Origin of the sequence: Streptomyces kanamyceticus, from assembly GCF_008704495.1 — a bacterium.
Taxonomy (GTDB): Bacteria; Actinomycetota; Actinomycetes; order Streptomycetales; family Streptomycetaceae; genus Streptomyces; species Streptomyces kanamyceticus.
This window is the reverse complement of record NZ_CP023699.1, coordinates 5,080,750-5,097,689: the sequence shown is the minus strand read 5'-3', so window position 1 is coordinate 5,097,689 and position 16,940 is coordinate 5,080,750. Positions and strand designations below refer to the sequence as shown.

Annotated in this window: 17 protein-coding genes; 9 read left to right on the top strand and 8 right to left on the bottom strand. The window is 69.4% G+C overall.

From position 1 onward, the window contains the following. Positions 1-155 precede the first annotated feature (155 nt). The 3 genes from CP970_RS21605 (at position 156) to CP970_RS21595 (ending at position 3,636) form a co-directional block, all read left to right on the top strand. A complete protein-coding gene (locus CP970_RS21605) occupies positions 156-1,277 on the top strand; it encodes a LacI family DNA-binding transcriptional regulator (protein WP_055551272.1) in 1,122 nt (373 codons plus the stop codon). Positions 1,278-1,497: 220 nt separating this feature from the next. Further along, positions 1,498-2,565, top strand: coding sequence for a metallophosphoesterase (locus tag CP970_RS21600; RefSeq protein ID WP_055551274.1), 1,068 nt, complete (start codon positions 1,498-1,500; stop codon positions 2,563-2,565). Positions 2,566-2,745: 180 nt separating this feature from the next. Continuing rightward, positions 2,746-3,636: a hypothetical protein gene (locus CP970_RS21595; protein ID WP_150493735.1), complete on the top strand. Its 891-nt coding sequence runs from the start codon at positions 2,746-2,748 to the stop codon at positions 3,634-3,636. A 49-nt stretch (positions 3,637-3,685) separates the two neighbouring features. Here CP970_RS21595 and CP970_RS21590 read toward each other — a convergent pair whose 3' ends face one another. From CP970_RS21590 to thiC, 3 genes are all read right to left on the bottom strand, one after another. Further along, positions 3,686-4,687 carry a hypothetical protein gene (locus CP970_RS21590; RefSeq protein ID WP_150493733.1) on the bottom strand — a complete coding sequence of 334 codons (1,002 nt, stop codon included), beginning with the start codon at positions 4,685-4,687 and terminating at the stop codon, positions 3,686-3,688. Beyond that, on the bottom strand, positions 4,684-5,436 hold the full coding sequence (locus tag CP970_RS21585; protein ID WP_150493731.1) for a hypothetical protein: 753 nt from the start codon (positions 5,434-5,436) through the stop codon (positions 4,684-4,686). The genes CP970_RS21590 and CP970_RS21585 overlap by 4 nt, the downstream gene beginning before the upstream one ends. 110 nt (positions 5,437-5,546) lie before the next feature. Further along, the gene (gene thiC / locus CP970_RS21580) at positions 5,547-7,337 is read right to left on the bottom strand and encodes a phosphomethylpyrimidine synthase ThiC (RefSeq protein WP_055551528.1); all 1,791 of its coding nucleotides are present in this window, start codon (positions 7,335-7,337) and stop codon (positions 5,547-5,549) included. Between the two features lie 223 nt (positions 7,338-7,560). Here thiC and CP970_RS21575 point away from each other — a divergent pair, with 223 nt between their 5' ends. Then, entirely contained in the window at positions 7,561-9,024 is a 1,464-nt protein-coding gene (locus tag CP970_RS21575) for a YibE/F family protein (protein ID WP_055551526.1), read from the top strand. A 114-nt stretch (positions 9,025-9,138) separates the two neighbouring features. Here CP970_RS21575 and CP970_RS21570 read toward each other — a convergent pair whose 3' ends face one another. From CP970_RS21570 to CP970_RS21555, 4 genes are all read right to left on the bottom strand, one after another. Then, positions 9,139-9,576 carry an SsgA family sporulation/cell division regulator gene (locus CP970_RS21570; protein WP_055551524.1) on the bottom strand — a complete coding sequence of 146 codons (438 nt, stop codon included), beginning with the start codon at positions 9,574-9,576 and terminating at the stop codon, positions 9,139-9,141. Between the two features lie 103 nt (positions 9,577-9,679). Then, positions 9,680-10,405 carry an IclR family transcriptional regulator gene (locus tag CP970_RS21565; protein ID WP_055551534.1) on the bottom strand — a complete coding sequence of 242 codons (726 nt, stop codon included), beginning with the start codon at positions 10,403-10,405 and terminating at the stop codon, positions 9,680-9,682. Positions 10,406-10,802: 397 nt separating this feature from the next. Beyond that, the gene (locus CP970_RS21560; RefSeq protein WP_055551522.1) at positions 10,803-11,024 is read right to left on the bottom strand and encodes a DUF5326 family protein; all 222 of its coding nucleotides are present in this window, start codon (positions 11,022-11,024) and stop codon (positions 10,803-10,805) included. Between the two features lie 218 nt (positions 11,025-11,242). After that, on the bottom strand, positions 11,243-11,560 hold the full coding sequence (locus CP970_RS21555; protein ID WP_055551520.1) for a cupin domain-containing protein: 318 nt from the start codon (positions 11,558-11,560) through the stop codon (positions 11,243-11,245). Positions 11,561-11,644: 84 nt separating this feature from the next. On the opposite strand from CP970_RS21555, the gene CP970_RS21550 reads away from it, so the two are divergent. From CP970_RS21550 to CP970_RS21530, 5 genes are all read left to right on the top strand, one after another. Beyond that, positions 11,645-12,025 (top strand): phage holin family protein, encoded by a 381-nt coding sequence (locus tag CP970_RS21550; protein ID WP_055551518.1) that lies wholly within the window; start codon positions 11,645-11,647, stop codon positions 12,023-12,025. Positions 12,026-12,033: 8 nt separating this feature from the next. Next, positions 12,034-12,522: a low molecular weight protein-tyrosine-phosphatase gene (locus tag CP970_RS21545; RefSeq protein WP_055551515.1), complete on the top strand. Its 489-nt coding sequence runs from the start codon at positions 12,034-12,036 to the stop codon at positions 12,520-12,522. After that, complete coding sequence (locus tag CP970_RS21540; RefSeq protein WP_055551514.1) at positions 12,519-13,664, top strand: cystathionine gamma-lyase; 1,146 nt, start codon at positions 12,519-12,521, stop codon at positions 13,662-13,664. Before CP970_RS21545 ends, CP970_RS21540 begins: the two co-directional genes overlap by 4 nt. Positions 13,665-13,877: 213 nt before the next feature. After that, on the top strand, positions 13,878-14,783 hold the full coding sequence (locus tag CP970_RS21535) for a LysR family transcriptional regulator (protein WP_055551512.1): 906 nt from the start codon (positions 13,878-13,880) through the stop codon (positions 14,781-14,783). 59 nt (positions 14,784-14,842) lie between these two features. Further along, positions 14,843-15,325: an NUDIX domain-containing protein gene (locus CP970_RS21530; protein ID WP_055551511.1), complete on the top strand. Its 483-nt coding sequence runs from the start codon at positions 14,843-14,845 to the stop codon at positions 15,323-15,325. Here CP970_RS21530 and CP970_RS21525 read toward each other — a convergent pair. Then, positions 15,322-16,770, bottom strand: a complete 1,449-nt coding sequence (locus CP970_RS21525; protein WP_079043775.1) for a globin domain-containing protein — start codon at positions 16,768-16,770, stop codon at positions 15,322-15,324. The two genes, CP970_RS21530 and CP970_RS21525, sit on opposite strands and share 4 nt — an antisense overlap. Positions 16,771-16,940: the final 170 nt, after the last annotated feature.

Below are 16,940 nucleotides of genomic sequence, written 5' to 3'. Positions count from 1 at the left end.
CGCGCGCGACGATCAGGGGCAGCTGCCCATTGATCGCGTCAACTCCCTTGCAATCCAAGGTCATTGCCCCCTTCGCGCCATGCAGAAACGTGCCTGTCAACGAGTGAATATGCGCCCGCCCTACCCACCCCCATGAGCCCTACTATCGGCTCGCCATGACAGCAGCAGGGAAGCACCAGGTGAGTCGAGCGGAGACCGCCCGCCGGGGCAACCGGCAGAGTCGAGCGGGTATCAGAGACGTGGCCGCCGCAGCCGGTGTCTCCATTACGACTGTCTCCGACGCCCTCAACGGCAAGGGACGGCTGCCCGACGCCACCCGACGCCACGTCCGCGAGGTCGCAGAGCGGCTGGGCTATCGCCCGTCCGCGGCGGCCCGAACGCTCCGTACCGGCAAGTCGGGCCTCATCGGCCTGACCGTGACGACATACGGGGATGAACCTTTCACCTTCACCGAGTTCGCGTACTTCGCGGAGATGGCCAGAGCCGCCACCTCCGCCGCGCTCGCCCGTGGTTACGCCTTGGTGATCCTGCCGGCGACCTCGCGCCGCAGCCCGGTCGACGTGTGGTCGAACGTCGCGCTCGACGGCACCGTCGTCGTCGATCCTTCCGACCACGACCCGGTCGTCAGCGAGCTGGTCAGACAGGGCCTGCCGGTGGTCTCCGACGGGCGCCCCGCGGGGTCCCTGCCGGTCACCGCCTGGGTCGACAACGACCACGAGGCCGCGGTCCTGGAGATCCTCGACCACCTCGCGGCCGCCGGGGCGCGCCGGATCGGCCTGCTCACCGGCACCACCACGGACACCTACACCCATCTGTCCACGACCGCCTATCTGCGCTGGTGCGAACGCGTCGGCCAGGACCCCGTCTACGAGTCGTACCCCGCCCACGACCCGTGCGCGGGCGCCGTCGCCGCCGACCGGCTGCTCGCCAGACCCGACAGGCCCGACGCCGTCTACGGCCTGTTCGACCCCAACGGCACCGATCTGCTCGCCGCCGCCCGGCGCTACGGCCTGCGCGTCCCCGACGACCTGCTGCTCGTCTGCTGCAGCGAGTCCACGGTGTACGCCACCACGGAACCGCCCATCACCACGCTCTCCCTCAAACCCCGGCGCATCGGCACGGCCGTCGTCCAGCTGCTCATCGACGCCATCGAGGGCCTCGACGCGGGGCGTCCGGTCGAGCAGGTGATACCGACCGAACTGATCGTGCGCACCTCGTCCGAGCGACGTCCACCGCGCACGACGGTCAGCCCGCCCCGCTCTTCCGGCCAGGGCTGACCCCGCGGACGATCGGGCAGAGGACCCCCCACCAGCGGGGAAACCTCTGCCCAATTCGGGAGAAAACCGCGGTGAACTGGGGTTCAGCATCGATTGACCACCCCTGGTGCACCACACAGCGGGAGCCGCATTCCTATGATGGGCGGACGACACCGCGGGCCGCTGCGACCAAGCAGTCCGATCTCGGTGCAGACGCGGCGCAATGGTGGTGGAGGGGTCGATGACTCAGGGGGCCGGTCAGGGACCCGATGTGCGGACGGCGACGCTGCGCGACTTCCGCGTACCGGCGTACGTCCATGAGACCACCGGGAATCCCCAGCAGAGCGCCCCCGGCGGGGGTGAACCGTCGGACGACGGCTACACCCCCACCCAGCGCGACCTGCCGGTCATCAACCGGGGGGACACCGTCCAGGTGCAGGTGCAGGAGCAGGTCATGCCGGAGCCCCCGCAGCCACCTGCGAGCGACGAGCACGGCCCCCTGTACGTCGTCGGCGACGTACACGGCTATCTGGCAGAGCTCGTCGCGGCGCTCCAGGAGCAGGGCCTCATCGACGCCGAAGGCAACTGGTCCGCGGGCAACGCGCGGCTCTGGTTCCTCGGCGACTTCACCGACCGCGGGCCCGACGGCATCGGCGTCATCGACCTCGTGATGCGGCTCTCCGCCGAGGCCGCGGCCGCGGGGGGCTACTGCAAGGCGCTCATGGGCAACCACGAGCTGCTCCTGCTCGGCGCCAAGCGCTTCGGCGACACCCCCGTCAACTCCGGCGCGGGCACCGCCACCTTCCAGGCGGCCTGGCTCCTGAACGGCGGCCAGAAGACCGACATGGAGCGCCTGGAGGACCACCACCTCCAGTGGATGGCCCGCCTGGACGCGATGGAGGAGGCCGACGGCCATCTCCTCGTGCACTCCGACACGACCGCCTATCTGGATTACGGTGACTCGATCGAGGCGGTGAACGACACGATCCGCGAGACCCTCACGCGCAACGACGCCGACGAGTGCTGGGACCTCTTCCGCAAGTTCACCAAGCGCTTCGCCTTCCGCGACGAGTCGGGCCCCTCGGCCGTACGCGAACTGCTCGACATGTACGGCGGCACGCGCATCGTGCACGGCCACAGCCCCATCCCCTACCTCCTGGGTGACGTCGGTTCCGAGGACGAATCGGACGGAGGCGGTCCGGTCATCGAGGGACCGCACGTCTACGCCGAAGGCCTGGCCATCGCCATGGACGGCGGAGTGACCATGGCCGGAAAGCTACTGGTCCAGCAACTCCCCCTGGGTATCTGAGCGTTAGCTGGGCAGGGGCTGCATTACAGGATCACGCTGGCCAGGGGGCCTATTTCTGGAAACCCCCTGTCACCGCGTGCCGTCACGGCTCTACCATCGGCTTATCCGTAGCAGGCTCCCCTCCGTTTCTGCCCAACGGCTCGTAGCCATGCGAGCCCTAGCCCTACGGAGCATCGGGGGATGCACATGAACAGCGCTCCACACCTGCTCAATGAGGACCGCCCCGAGTATGAGCGGATCCTCGATGAGGCGCTGCGCACCGCACCTGACCACCCGGAACTCGCCGCAGTGGGCCAGCGGCTCAACACCGAACAACTGCGCACCATGGCCCTGAACGCGACAGCACTGATCACGGCCGCGGCAGCGACCGAGTACGCGCACTACGTGAAGGTTCGCGAGGAGTTGCGCGAACCTCGACCGTCGTCCACGTCGATCCGCGAAGGGAGTGGACAGACCGCCGCGGAGTCGGGCTCCGGCGGCGTCAGCCTCGCCACCACGATGGGCGAGGTGGCCGAACCAGCGGCAGCGGGAGCCGGGGCGATCGCCGTCGTCGCGGTCCTCGCACCCGTCCTCGCGGGGACGGCCGCCGCGATCTTCCTGCTCGTCGGGTACATCCTGAAGATGCTCACCCCCGAGCCCGCCTTCGCGGACACCCTGCTCACCGCGGGATGGCTGTTCGGCGCGCTCACCGCAGGGGGCATCCTGGTCGCCGCGGTCGGTCTGCTCCTGACCGCCCTGCGCAACGGCGCCACCTCGCTCCAGGCGGCAGGACCGCACGGCGAGCGGTACAAGGAGGTGGACCGGGCCAGGGAAGCCTGGGGCCGGGCCCTCTTGGAGCGGGGCATCCTCCCGTTCATGCGGGAGGCCCTGGCGGATCCGAGGACGAGCCGCGCGGCCCGCACTCTGTCGTCGGGCTCCGAAGCGGGGAGCAACCGCATGCCCCAACTCGGCTATCACCGCCCTGGGTTCAGCAGCCCTGACGGTGGAGCGACGGCGGGTCCGCGACCGAGCTACTCGAGCCCGGACTTCTCCAGCCCGGACTTCGGCGGGCCCGATCACAAGCCGGAGTAGTCGGCCGGAGCAGTCCCGGTAACCGGAGTAGTCCCGGTAACCGGAGCAATCAACACCTCTTCGAGGCGCCGCTGCCGGCGAGCGGCGGCGCGAACTCGAGGCGCACGGAAGAGGATCGGGGAAGGAGTACGGCCACTCCGCCTGCCCGTGACCAGAGCTCGGGCACGAGGACGTACTGATTCCCGGACTGCAGCATGAGCTTGAGCCCGTCGTAGCGGAAGCGATAGGCGGCCTTGGGGTCCCGGCAGCGGGTCTCGCGCACTCCCGGTGCGGTGAGGCTGAGGCTGTCCGCACTGTAGACGATCGCGTACGGATAGGTGGGCAGGTCCGCGGCGAACTCGCGGGCACGGGTCTCGCCGACGGCGGCCGCGTAGTCATTGGCCGCCCAGAAGAGACCGAGCCCCACGAGCACGAGGACGACACCCCACTCGGCGAGAGCGGCTGCCGGAGGGCGGGGCGGCGGGGCTGGCGTGGGTTCGGGTGGGGCTGGAGTTGCGGGTGGGGGCGGGGAGAGCTCCGTGTCGTTTTCGGGGTCGGACGTACCCTCGTCCGGCGGCGGGTTGGGGAGCGTACGCCAGAGATGGAGCGTGTACGCGAGGAGCAGTACGCCGAACGCCAGGCTCAGCGGCGCCGCCACGAGGATGTGGCGGAGGAAGAAGGTCCTGCTCAGGACGGACCAGAAGCCGCCGAGCGTGAGCAGCGCGCCGACGCCGGTCATGATCGGCAACGCGCGCCGCAGCAAGCGGATCTCATGCCCCGCCGTGAGGCGCCTGCGCAGCAGGTCATGGCCCCAGAAGGCGAGCAGCGAAGCGCCCGCCGTGACCGTGAGCGGCACGTAGAGCGCGTCCAGGCTGCGCATCAGGTAGTCGGCGGTGCTGAATCCGAGGACGGTGGAGTTCACACCGAAGTAGTCGAAGAACCAGTACGCGTGATGCCAGCCGAAGTAGTAGAGCAGCGCGGTGGCCATGCTGGTGGGGGCGATGATCGTGCCCACGATGGTCCACAACTGCTGGATGCCGAGCGGGCCTTCGGACGGTTCCGATGCGGTCATGGAGCGGGAGCGATGCTCGGCGGAGAGACGGAGACGGAATCCTCGGGGGGTGCGCCGTCGGGCGACGGACTCACGGACGGCGAGCCGTCGGGCGGTGGCGTCTCAGGAGGCGAACCCTCACCCGGCGTCCCGCCCAGGCAGGGCCCGAGACCGACGATCGTCAGGGGCGAGTCACGGTCGACCTTCGTGCCCGCGACCGGCGAGATCTTCACGAAGCCGCACTCCTCGACGGTGGCGGTCTCGGACGCGGGGAGGCTGGTGCTGTACAGCCGCTCCAGGTGGAGGCAGACCGTGCCGTCCTTGCAGGCGGTGCGGACGTCGTTCTGGATCAACGCCCAGGTCTGGCGGCCGAAGTCGGTGACGGCGTCGAACGGCCGTCCCTTGTAGTTGATGGCAGGAATGTGCAGCGGCGAGGTCGGCACCTTCCCGCCGCCGTTGTCCCCACTGCCGCCGCCGCTGACGTCCCCACCGGCTCCGGTGTCGCTACCGCCTCCGGCGTCCCCGCTGCCACCAGCGCTCCCGTTGTCTCCGGTGCCGCTGGTACCGCCGGTGCCACTGGTGTCTCCGGTGTCGCCACCCGAGGTCGTGCCGCCGCTGATGAGCCCGCCGCCGGAAGCGGCGGATCCGCCTCCGGACGAACTCGACCCACCGCTCCCGTCGTCATGGCCGCCGCACGCGGCGGCGGGCAGACACAGGAGGCTCAGGAGCAGGACAGAAGCCGCCCGGGGTATCCACAGAGATGTCGCCATATCGCACCACCCATGGCACTTATGCCCCTGAACTATGTGCTCTCAGGAGAATGGCACTCTGCGGACACCACCGTCTACGGCCCTGTCCACACGCGGTGTTCGCCGTCCGCTCAGTCGGCGATCGGCAGATAGACCCGGTTGCCCGCCGCGGCGAACTCCTTGGACTTCTGCTCCATGCCCGCCTCGATGTCGTCGGCGGCCAGGTCACCGCCGTGCTGGCGCCGGATGTCCTGCGAGATCTTCATCGAGCAGAACTTCGGCCCGCACATCGAGCAGAAGTGCGCCGTCTTCGCGGGCTCGGCCGGGAGCGTCTCGTCGTGGAACTCCCGTGCCGTGACCGGGTCGAGGGCCAGGTTGAACTGATCCTCCCAGCGGAATTCGAAGCGCGCGTCGGAGAGCGCGTCGTCCCAGTCCTGCGCGCCGGGGTGCCCCTTGGCGAGGTCCGCCGCGTGCGCCGCGATCTTGTACGTGATGACGCCGGTCTTCACGTCGTCGCGGTTGGGCAGGCCGAGGTGCTCCTTGGGCGTGACGTAGCAGAGCATCGCGGTGCCCCACCAGCCGATCATCGCGGCGCCGATGCCGGAGGTGATGTGGTCGTAGGCGGGCGCGATGTCCGTGGTCAGCGGGCCGAGGGTGTAGAACGGCGCCTCCTCGCAGATCTCCTGCTGGAGGTCGATGTTCTCCTTGATCTTGTGCATCGGGACGTGCCCCGGGCCCTCGATCATCGTCTGTACGTTGTGACGCTTGGCGATCGTGTTGAGTTCCCCGAGCGTCCTGAGCTCGGCGAACTGCGCCTCGTCGTTGGCGTCCGCGATCGATCCGGGCCGCAGTCCGTCGCCGAGCGAGTACGTCACGTCGTACGCCGCGAGGATCTCGCACAGCTCCTCGAAGTGCTCGTAGAGGAAGCTCTCCTTGTGGTGCGCCAGACACCAGGCGGCCATGATCGAACCGCCGCGCGAGACGATGCCGGTCTTGCGGCGCGCGGTGAGCGGGACGTACGGAAGGCGCACGCCCGCGTGCACCGTCATGTAGTCCACGCCCTGCTCGGCCTGCTCGATGACCGTGTCCTTGTAGATCTCCCAGGTCAGCTCCTCGGCCTTGCCGTCGACCTTCTCCAGGGCCTGGTAGAGGGGGACGGTGCCGATCGGGACGGGGGAGTTGCGCAGGACCCACTCGCGGGTCGTGTGGATGTTGCGTCCGGTGGACAGGTCCATGACCGTGTCGGCGCCCCACTTGGTCGCCCAGGTCATCTTGTCCACCTCCTCCTCGATGGAGGAGGTGACCGCGGAGTTGCCGATGTTGGCGTTCACCTTCACCAGGAACCTCTTGCCGATGATCATCGGCTCGATTTCCGGGTGGTTGACGTTCGCCGGGATCACGGCGCGGCCCGCGGCGACCTCGGCGCGCACGACCTCGGGGTCGAGGCCCTCGCGGATCCCGATGAACTCCATCTCGGGCGTGATCTCCCCGCTCCTGGCGTACGCGAGCTGCGTCACCGCCTGGCCCGCGCGTCCCCTGCGCGGCTGGCGCGGGCGGCCGGGGAAGACCGCGTCGAGGTTCTTGAGGCCACCGCGCGGCGAGGTGTGCTTGATGCCGTCGTCCTCGGGACGGGGCGGGCGGCCCGCGTACTCCTCGGTGTCGCCGCGGGCGATGATCCAGTTCTCCCGCAGCGGCGGCAGGCCGCGGCGGACGTCGGTCTCGGCCGACGGGTCGGTGTAAGGACCCGACGTGTCGTACAGCGTGACGGCCTTGCCGTTGGTGAGGTGCACCTGGCGGACCGGCACCCGCAGATCGGGGCGCGAACCCTCGACATACGCCTTGTGCCAGCCGATGGACTTCCCGGCCTCCGCGCCGCCCTCGGGCGTGCTGGAGGCAGGCGTGCGTGCGTCCGATGTGGTCATGAGACCTACTCCCTACGCCGGCATTACCCGGTAACAGGTTCGGCGGTCGACGCAGCGAATTCCGTACGGCTCGTGCACGATTCGTTCGTGCCGTTGCGTACGAAGGTCAGCGCCCTCTCAGCCCGGTGCTCCGAGCTCCCGCGATTGCAAAGGTGGCTCCACGCTAGCGTCATGTCGGCCGCGCTGAACAGAGGGCCCCCTCCGTTCTTGCGATGATCGGGCCGTGACCACCACAGAGCCGCCGTCCCCGCCGCCCACACCCGGACCGCCTCACGAGGGCCACGGAAACGGACATTCCCACGGGAATTCATCCGGGCACGGGAACTCACCCGGGCACTCTCACGGGCATTCCCACAGCCACGGCCCGGCCGCGCCGGTCTCCAAGCACCTGCGCAAGGTCATCGCGGCGGTGCTGATTCCTTTCGCCGCGGCGGTGGTCGTGGGGCTCATGGTGCTCTGGCCCGGCGGTGCGCCCGCGCACGAGCGGACCGGCGTCGGCTTCGACCGGCAGATGCAGTCGGCGAAGGTCACCAAGGTCCTCGAACTGCCCTGCAAGGACCTCAACGCCTCGCAGACCCCGCCGAACGGCGACACCTCCACCGCGGAGGGCCAGTCCGCGCAGTCCCGCGCCGAGGGCATCTGCAAGAAGGCGACGATCGAGGTGAGCAGCGGCAAGGACGAGGGCCGCACCTTCCACGAGATCATCCAGCCCGACTCACCCCGCCAACTCCACACGGGCCAGCAGGTGGTGGTCGCCTACGAGCCCAAGGCACCCGAGGGACTGCAGTACTCCGTCACCGATGTGAACCGCAAGATCCCCATGGCCCTGCTCGCCGGGATCTTCGCGCTCGCCGTCGTCGTGGTGGGACGGCTGCGCGGTCTGATGGCCCTGGTCGCGCTCGCCATCAGCTTCATGGTCCTCACGTTCTTCATCCTGCCCGCCATCCTGCAAGGCTCGAACCCGCTGGTCGTGGCGGTGATCGGGGCGAGCGCCATCATGCTGATCGCGCTCTACCTCTGCCACGGGCTCACGGCCCGCACCTCGGTCGCGGTCCTCGGCACACTCATCTCCCTCCTGCTGATCGGACTGCTCGGCTCCCTCTTCATCGGCTGGGCCGCGCTGACCGGCAACACGGACGACAACACCGGGCTCATCCACGGCCTGTACCCATCCATCGACATGAGCGGTCTGCTGCTCGCGGGCGTCATCATCGGTTCGCTCGGCGTGCTCGACGATGTGACTGTCACCCAGACCTCGGCGGTCTGGGAACTGCACCAGGCCAACCCGACGATGGGCTGGCGCGGCCTCTACCGCGCGGGCATCCGCATCGGCCGCGACCACATCGCCTCGGTCGTCAACACCCTCGTCCTCGCCTACGCGGGCGCGGCGCTTCCCCTGCTGCTCCTCTTCTCGATCGCACAGTCCAGCGTGGGCACGGTGGCCAACAGCGAGCTCGTCGCCGAGGAGATCGTCCGCACCCTGATCGGCTCGATCGGCCTGGTCGCCTCGGTACCGGTGACGACCGCGCTGGCCGCACTCGTGGTCTCCGCGGACCGCTCGCCCGCGGCTTCCGGTGGAGCCTCCGGTAGGGCCTCCGGTGGGGCTCCCGTCACGGCATCAGGCACGGCTTCAGGCACCGCCCGGCCGTCCCGGGGCGGGGGCAGGGGCCGACGCCGCAAGCCGTGACGTCAGCTGTGACGTCGGCCGTGACGTCGACTGTGACGTCTCCCGGGAAGGCGCCTGCCGATGCCACGAAATGCAGCAATCTGCCATCCGCTTCCGTCCGTTGACAGCCGCGGTTCAACCCGCGTTCTGCTCCTCCGCGAGGATCCGGTCGAGCGCCTCGTCGAGATGCGTGTCGAAGTCGGCGAGCGCCCGCTCCTGCCCCAGCGGCACCAGCTTGTCCGTACGGTCGAGGAACGCGAGCAGCGGCGGGATCCCCACCCTGAACAGCGCCTGGTCACCGCCGACCTGAAGCCTGATCAGCGCATCGTCGAGCAGGTCGGGGTCGGTGGGCTCGATGCGCACATCCCCGTCACCGCACGGCCTGCCCACCCCGTCGACCAGCAACTCCCGTCCGAACGTCCACGTCACCGGGGCGTCCCCGGGCAGGTGGAACGTCAGCCGCACGGCATAGGGATCGCCGGTCTCGTAGCGCAGCTCCACCGGGATTCGGAACGACAGCTCCTCGGAAACGAGGAAGCTCATCATGACCTCTGCCTGCACCGACTCGCCCATCGCGCCCTACCCCGTCACTTGGCCCTCAAGTGGCCAGGAACCAACTCCCTGACACTCCTCGCATCTTGCTTAACGTGCACACCAGATCACAAGGAGTGAGTTTTCAGATGCTGATAGAGAAGGCGAGTGTCCCTAGTAGCTTTCCGAGCTCACTCTGCAATCGCTGCGCGGCGGGCAGCAGCCGGTCCGCCTGGCAGGCGGGGACAGAAATGGCCAAAGTCGCCGCTGTGTCCCCCGCCGTGATCGGAATCGCGGCGCAGACCGTCCCCAGCGCGTACTCCTGACGCTCCACGACGGGCCGCATGCGCCCCATCGCGTCGAGCCTGCGCATGAACGTGCGATCGTCCCGTACCGAGTAGCGCGTGATCGACTGGACCGGGTAGCGGTCGAGGTGGTCCTGCCGTGCCGCTTCGTCGAGTTGGGCGAGGAGGCACTGGCCGATCGCGTGGGCGTGCCCCGTCTCACGGAAGTCCGCCCACTCCTCGACCGCGGGATTGCCCGGGGTGTCGGCGACGGCCACGAGCTCGATCTCGCCCTCGCGGTACATGGCGAAGTACACCGGGACGCCGATGGTGTCGCGCCAGTGCTCCAGGGCCTCCCGGATCGTGCCGCGACGCGTCTGCTGCGCCCCGCTGTTGCCCAGCCGCTCGGCTGCCTCACCGAGCACGAAGAGCCCCTTGTCCCGGCGCAGATAGCCCTCGTGGGTCAGGGTGCGCAGCAGGTGGTACGCGGTGGGCAGGGCGAGCCCCGCCTCACGGGCCAGCTGCTTGGCGGGCGCGCCGTGCAGATGTGAGGCAGCGGCTTCCAGCAACCGCATGGCCCGCTGCACGGAGCCGATGAGGGTGGGCGCCACGGTCGCGGCGGCCGCGTCGGCCTGCGAGGTACTGACGTCGCCCGGTGAGGTGCTCGCGCCACCCGGTGAGGTGCTCGCGCCGGTGGGCGTGCTGCTGGTGTCTGTCGGTGAGCTGCTGAGGTCGACCGCGGCCAAGGTTCACTCCCGAAGCGCGTGGGGGTCCGCCCCTGCCCGGAACGGCATGGGAGGGGGACGGGCACCCGTCCGCGGGGTCGTACCCCCGCGTCGGTTTTCGGACTCTAGCCCCTGGCAGGCGCGCTACGACCTCCGGCGGGGAAACTTCCCCCGGCCGAGGGAACCATTGCGAAAACTCACCGAACGCGCTTCAGGCGAAACACGCTTCAGTGGTCTTCAGCGGTTGTCGCGCGAAACGTCACCAGTCGCTGCGCGACGAGGACGAGCCGGATATGAACTTCCGTACGACATAGATGAGTCCACCGACCAAAGCGACGAATATCAGTGCCTTGAAGAGCAGAGCCACGACGAAACCGACGACGCTCGCTATCACGCTGCCGAACACGACCAGGGCGATGACCGGCACCGCGATCCACTTCACCCACCACGGCATTCCCGCAAAGATCTCCTTCGCCGCCATCGTCCTTACCTCTCTCCGCATCCGTGCGGGTTCCTGATTCCTTCGCAGGCTCCCGGCTTCTTGCATTCGATGCTAGGCGGCCGAAGCGCTCTGTGGGGGCCTCGGATCCCTTGTCCTCCCCTGAACCAACCCTGAGGGAACCCCGAGGTCGCAGCCCCGATCCCCTCAGACTCCGGGGGGATCGGGAGGCGGGGATCGGTAAGCGGAGATCGGGAGGCTCAGCCCTCGGGCGGCGAGAAGACGACGAGCACCCGCAGGTCCTCGCTGATGTGGTGGAACTTGTGGGCGACTCCCGCCGGTACGTAGACGACGCTGCCGCGCGCCACCTCCGTGGTCTCCATCCCGACCGTGATCGACGCCCGGCCGCTCACGACCATGTACACCTCGTCCTGCCCGTGCGGCTGCTGCGGATCGGATGCACCGGTATCGAGCGCGTACAGCCCCACCGACATGTTCCGCTCCCGCAGGAACTGCAGATACGCGCCGTCGTTGGCGGCGCGTTCCGCCTCCAGCTCGTCCAGTCGGAATGCCTTCATCGCCCTCGTACGCCCCTTGCCCTGCTCGTGACCCGGTGGTTCTCGACCGACCGCTCTCGACCTACGTCTGCCACGATCAGACACATGAAGAATTTCGTAGTCAAGACGACCGCCAACGCGGCGGCCCTGGCCGTCGCCGTGTGGCTGCTCGACAAGATCACCCTGACCGGGGACAGCACGGGCAAGAAGGTGGGGACGCTGATCATCGTCGCCCTGCTCTTCGGCCTGGTGAACTTCCTGGTCAAGCCGGTGGTGAAGGTCCTCACGTTCCCGCTGTTCATCCTGACCCTCGGTCTGATCACACTCGTGATCAACGCCCTGATGCTGCTGCTCACCTCGTGGCTGGCCGACAAGTTCGACGTGCCCTTCCACGTGGAGGGCTTCTGGACCGCCGTCCTGGGCGGCCTGGTCATCTCGATCGTGTCCTGGGCCATGAACGTCGTGCTCCCCGACGACAAGGACTGACCCGCCCGATGACCTATTCCGTCTGTTTCGTCTGCACCGGCAACATCTGCCGGTCGCCGATGGCCGAGGCCGTCTTCCGCGCGCGGGTCGAGGAGGCCGGTCTCGGCGACCTGGTCCAGGTGGACAGCGCGGGCACCGACGGCTGGCACGAAGGGGACGGTGCCGATCCGCGCACCGTCTCCGTCCTGCGCGAGGCCGGATACCGGAGCGCGCACCTGGCCCGGCGCTTCGAGGCCGACTGGTTCGCGGGGCTCGACCTGGTCGTCGCCCTGGACTCCGGCCACCTGCGGGCCCTGCGCCGCCTGGCGCCGACCCCTGCCGACGCGGCCAAGGTGCGGCTGCTGCGCTCGTACGACCCCACCGCCACCGACCCGGACGTCCCGGATCCCTACTACGGGGAGTTCGACGGGTTCGAGGAGTGCCTGAGAATGGTGGAGGCGGCGAGCGAAGGGCTGCTCGACGTCGTACGAGAAGCGGTTGAGAGGCGGGCGGCATGACGGAATCGGCACCCCTGGGCGACGGCACCCGCGCGGTGCGGGCCGGTCTCCCCGAGCCGGTGAAGCACGAACCGACGCTGCCAGGACCGGTCTTCGCGGCCCACTTCCACCTGCCGGGCGATCCCACGGGCGGATACGCCTACGCGCGCGACGAGAACCCCACCTGGACGCACCTGGAGCGCGCCATCGGCGAGCTGGAGGCCCCGGGTGCCGACGATGCCGAGACGCTGACCTTCGCCTCCGGTATGGCCGCGATCTCGGCGGTGCTGTTCTCGCAGCTGCGCGCCGGTGACGTGGTCGTCCTGCCGGACGACGGCTACCAGGTGCTTCCGCTGGTCAAGGAGCAGCTCATCGCGTACGGCATAGAGGTGCGCACCGCCCCGACCGGCGGCGACGCCCAGCTCGACGTCCTGGACGGCGCCAAGCTGCTGTGGATCGAGACTCCGTCCAACCCGGGCCTGGACGTGTGCGACGTGCGCGGGCTCGCCGATGCGGCACACGCGCGTGGCGCCCTGGTAGCGGTCGACAACACCCTCGCCACCCCGCTCGGCCAGCGCCCGCTCGAGCTCGGCGCGGACTTCTCCGTGGCCAGCGGCACCAAGATGCTCACCGGCCACGGCGACCTCCTCTTGGGCTATGTCACCTGCAAGGACGCGGAGTTGACTGCCGCCGTGCGGCGCTGGCGCAAGATCGTCGGCGCGATCCCGGGGCCGATGGAGGCCTGGCTCGCACACCGCTCCCTGGCCACGCTCCAGCTGCGCGCCGACCGCCAGAACGCCAATGCCCTGGCCGTCGCCGAGGCCCTGCGCGCCCGCGCCGACGTCGCGGACCTGCGCTACCCCGGGCTGCCCGACGACCCCTCGCACAAGATCGCCTCGCAGCAGATGCGGCGGTTCGGCTGCGTGGTCTCCTTCACGCTGCCCACGCGCGCGCGTGGCGAGCGTTTCCTCGACGCCCTGCGCCTGGTCGACGACGCGACGAGCTTCGGCGGCGTACGCTCCACGGCCGAACGCCGCCGCCGCTGGGGCGGCGACGCGGTCCCCGAGGGCTTCATCCGCTTCTCCGCGGGCGCCGAGGACCCCGACGACCTGGTGGCGGACGTGCTGCGTGCGCTGGACGAGTCCGCCGTGGCGGTGGACTGACCTCGTCGTGGCCGCTTAGGCGCTCGTTCTACGCACAACGAACGGTCCGAGCCTCCCCCCTCGTGGCTCGGACCGTTCCGGTTCCGCGCGCGAAGAACCGCGCGAACAAGGCTAGTTGACTCTGTGTCAGTGTCCAATCACGCTAGCGACAGAAAGCTATCGACATATTTATAGTTGGGCGCGCTCCGAGCGCCGGAGGGGAGGGACGTCGTCATGGACCTGGCCCTGCTGCGCACCTTCGTGACGGTGCACCGGGCCGGTTCCTTCACCCGCGCCGCCGCCCTGCTCGGGCTCTCGCAGCCCGCCGTCACCTCCCAGATACGCACGCTGGAGAGGCAGTTGGGGCGCCCCCTCTTCCTGCGCCAGGCCCGTGGGGTGACTCCCACGACCATCGGGGACGAGCTCGCCCACAAAGCCGCACCTCACTTGGACGCCCTGGTGGAGATCGCCGAGACAGGGATCGACGAGGACTCGTCGATCCGCACCCTGCACCTCGCGGGGCCGCCCGAGTTCACCGCGGAACGCGCTCTGCCCGCCCTCACGGGCCTCACCGGGCAGGACGGCCACAGCTACGCCCTGCGCGCCTCGTTCGGGAACGCCGAGGAGGTTCTCGAAGGACTCGCCGCCGGGCACCACGATCTGGCCATCACCACGGCCCGGCCGCGCGGCGCCCTGCTCACCGCGACCCCGCTGTGCGACGAGGAGCACGTCCTGGTCGCGGGGGAGCGGTGGGCGGCCCGGATCGGCCCCGGCAAGCTGCGCCGCAAGGGAGCGCTGGCCCTGGAGAACCTGCCCGTGGTCGAGGTGCACGAGTCGCTGCCGTTCGTCGCGCGCTACTGGGCCGCCGTCTTCGACACCCTCCCCGCCGCGTCCGGCGCGGTCATCGTCCCCGACCTGCGCGCGGTCCTCGCCTGCGCGGCCTCCGGCGCGGGACTCGCCGTACTGCCCCGCTATCTGTGCGCCGAGGCCATGGAGCGCGGCGAGGTCGTCGCCCTTCTCGACCCCGCGGTGCCCCCGCTGCGCACGTATTTCCTGGTGGTGCGTACGGGGACGCTCGCCATGCCGCACATCGCGCGGGCGCATGCGTGGCTGCTGCGTGCCGCCGCCCACTGGGCCTGATGGCGGCTCCGACCGGCTCACGATGTTTCACGTGGAACAGTCCGGGCCACATTTCCCCCATGACCGTCCGACCCGTGGTCAAGCGCACCGCACGTGCCGTCCTGCTGGACGGCGACGACCTGATCCTGATCAAGCGGACCAAGCCCGGCGTCGATCCGTACTGGATCACCCCCGGCGGCGGAGTCGAGCCGGAGGACGCCACTGTCGTCGACGCGCTCCACCGCGAGGTGCACGAGGAGCTCGGCGCCAAGATCATCGACGTCGTGCCCTGTTTCGTCGACACCGTGGAGCACATCGGTGAGGACGGCGGCGCGACCGGCGTGAAGGTGCAGCACTTCTTCGTCTGCCGCCTGGAGTCCATGGACATCGGCCTGCGGCACGGCCCCGAGATCGAGGAGCCGTGCGGCGAGTACGAGATCGTCCACGTGCCCTTCACCCGGGTGGGCATCGCCTCGGTCCATCTCGTACCGCTGTCGCTGCGCCACTACCTGGACGGCAACATCGAGGGCGTACGCGCGATGCACGCCCCCGACCTGGGCTAACTCCCCGCGGCAACCAGTTCCTCGACGGAGTCGTGGCGGATCCTGCCCACGGGTATGCCCACCTCCCGCAGCGCGTCGACACCGCTGCGGATCATGCCGGGCGGTCCCGAGAGGTACGCGTCGTACTCGTTCCACGGGCCGTACTCACGGACGGCGTCGGGCAGTTGTGCCCGCTGGTCGACGACCGGGCGGACGGCGAGCCAGGGGTGGGTCTGCTGGAGCCGCAGCATCGTGTCGATGTCGTACAGGTCGTGATCGGTCCTTGCTCCGTAGAACACCTCGACGGGGCGCCGTCTGCCGTGCTCGGCGACGTCCTCGACCAGTGCCTTGATGGGCGCGATACCGGTGCCGCCGCCCAGGCACAGCAGCCCGCTGTCGGTGGTGTGGTCGACGGTCATCGATCCGCCGGGCGGCCCGAGCCGCAGGACGTCACCGGGGCGGGCGCGGTGCACCAGCGAGTTGGAGACCCAACCGGCCGGGACGGCCTTCACGTGGAAGGACAGCAGCCCGTCCGAGCGGGGCGCGGAGGCGAAGGAGTAGTGCCGCCAGATCCGCGGCCACCAGGGGGTCTCCAGGCTGGTGTACTGCCCGGCCAGGAAGGGGTACGGCTGGTCGGGGCGGACCGTGACGATGGCTATGTCCGGGGTCCTGAGGTCGTGCGCGACGACCTCGGCGAACCACCAGGCCGGGGCGCGCAGTTCGTCCTCCGCGGCCGCGTCGATCATGACCTGGGAGATCTTCGTGTATGTCCGCACCCAGGCGGCCTCGGTCTCCTCGTCCCAGACCGAACTCGCGTACCGGCTCAGCGAGCCGATCAGCGCCTCACCGACGGCCGGATAGTGCTCGGGCTGGGTGCCGTACTTGCGGTGTCCGCGGCCCAGGTTCTTCAGATACGAGACGAGTACGTCGGTGTTGTCGATGTGCTCGGCCGCGGTCAGCAGCGCCTTGAGGAGCCGGTCGCGCTGGGTGTCCATCGCCGCGGGGAACAGGGCGCGCAGGTCGGGGTGGCGGGTGAAGAGCAGCGCGTAGAAGTACGAGGTGACCTTGTCGGAGTCGGGGCCGATTTCGGCCATCGTGCGTTGCACGAGGACGGCGTCGGGGGATCGCGTCTCCGGCTGAGCCGCTGGTCGCGTCTCTGACTGCGCCTCCGGTCGAGCCTCCGCAGGCGCAACTCGTGCGTGTGTCACCTCGTCGGTCGGCTCGGAGGCCTCCCGTGCGGCCGGTATTCGCCCCTCTGACGGCTCGGTGGCGAGTGCGGCGGAGCCTGACCTCCCCAGAGGGCGTATCGAGGCCAACCGGCGCCCCTCGGCGGCTTCGGGCCCCTCGGCACCGGACTGCTGTGGCTCCCCGTCCTCCTGCCGCTTCGGTGGCTTGCGTGGGGTGAACCAGCCGCCTCCCTCGCCGGAAGTGTCGTCGGCCGACGACGTGGTGGTCGGAGCGTCCATGCTGTGCCTCGCCTCGAACTTCTCTCAGTCGGTCTGCGCGCTTCCCGTCGGAAGCTGCCTGCTATCCCCGCTCTGTCTCGGTGGCCAATACGGCCACATTGAACCCCGAGTTCCCGGACCCTACGGACAAGTAGGTCGAGAATGTGACATTGGCCGCAGTCATCTCACCG

What these genes read in the sequence shown, in the direction of transcription:
- CP970_RS21605 (WP_055551272.1), top strand. Translation starts at nt 156, where the DNA reads ATGACAGCAGCAGGGAAGCACCAGGTGAGTCGAGCGGAGACCGCCCGC.
- CP970_RS21525 (WP_079043775.1), bottom strand. Translation starts at nt 16,770, where the DNA reads ATGGACGCTCCGACCACCACGTCGTCGGCCGACGACACTTCCGGCGAG.
- CP970_RS21590 (WP_150493733.1), bottom strand. Translation starts at nt 4,687, where the DNA reads ATGACCGCATCGGAACCGTCCGAAGGCCCGCTCGGCATCCAGCAGTTG.
- CP970_RS21600 (WP_055551274.1), top strand. Translation starts at nt 1,498, where the DNA reads ATGACTCAGGGGGCCGGTCAGGGACCCGATGTGCGGACGGCGACGCTG.
- CP970_RS21555 (WP_055551520.1), bottom strand. Translation starts at nt 11,560, where the DNA reads ATGAAGGCATTCCGACTGGACGAGCTGGAGGCGGAACGCGCCGCCAAC.
- CP970_RS21570 (WP_055551524.1), bottom strand. Translation starts at nt 9,576, where the DNA reads ATGGGCGAGTCGGTGCAGGCAGAGGTCATGATGAGCTTCCTCGTTTCC.
- CP970_RS21535 (WP_055551512.1), top strand. Translation starts at nt 13,878, where the DNA reads ATGGACCTGGCCCTGCTGCGCACCTTCGTGACGGTGCACCGGGCCGGT.
- CP970_RS21540 (WP_055551514.1), top strand. Translation starts at nt 12,519, where the DNA reads ATGACGGAATCGGCACCCCTGGGCGACGGCACCCGCGCGGTGCGGGCC.
- CP970_RS21530 (WP_055551511.1), top strand. Translation starts at nt 14,843, where the DNA reads ATGACCGTCCGACCCGTGGTCAAGCGCACCGCACGTGCCGTCCTGCTG.
- CP970_RS21595 (WP_150493735.1), top strand. Translation starts at nt 2,746, where the DNA reads ATGCACATGAACAGCGCTCCACACCTGCTCAATGAGGACCGCCCCGAG.
- CP970_RS21585 (WP_150493731.1), bottom strand. Translation starts at nt 5,436, where the DNA reads ATGGCGACATCTCTGTGGATACCCCGGGCGGCTTCTGTCCTGCTCCTG.
- thiC (WP_055551528.1), bottom strand. Translation starts at nt 7,337, where the DNA reads ATGACCACATCGGACGCACGCACGCCTGCCTCCAGCACGCCCGAGGGC.
- CP970_RS21560 (WP_055551522.1), bottom strand. Translation starts at nt 11,024, where the DNA reads ATGGCGGCGAAGGAGATCTTTGCGGGAATGCCGTGGTGGGTGAAGTGG.
- CP970_RS21550 (WP_055551518.1), top strand. Translation starts at nt 11,645, where the DNA reads ATGAAGAATTTCGTAGTCAAGACGACCGCCAACGCGGCGGCCCTGGCC.
- CP970_RS21545 (WP_055551515.1), top strand. Translation starts at nt 12,034, where the DNA reads ATGACCTATTCCGTCTGTTTCGTCTGCACCGGCAACATCTGCCGGTCG.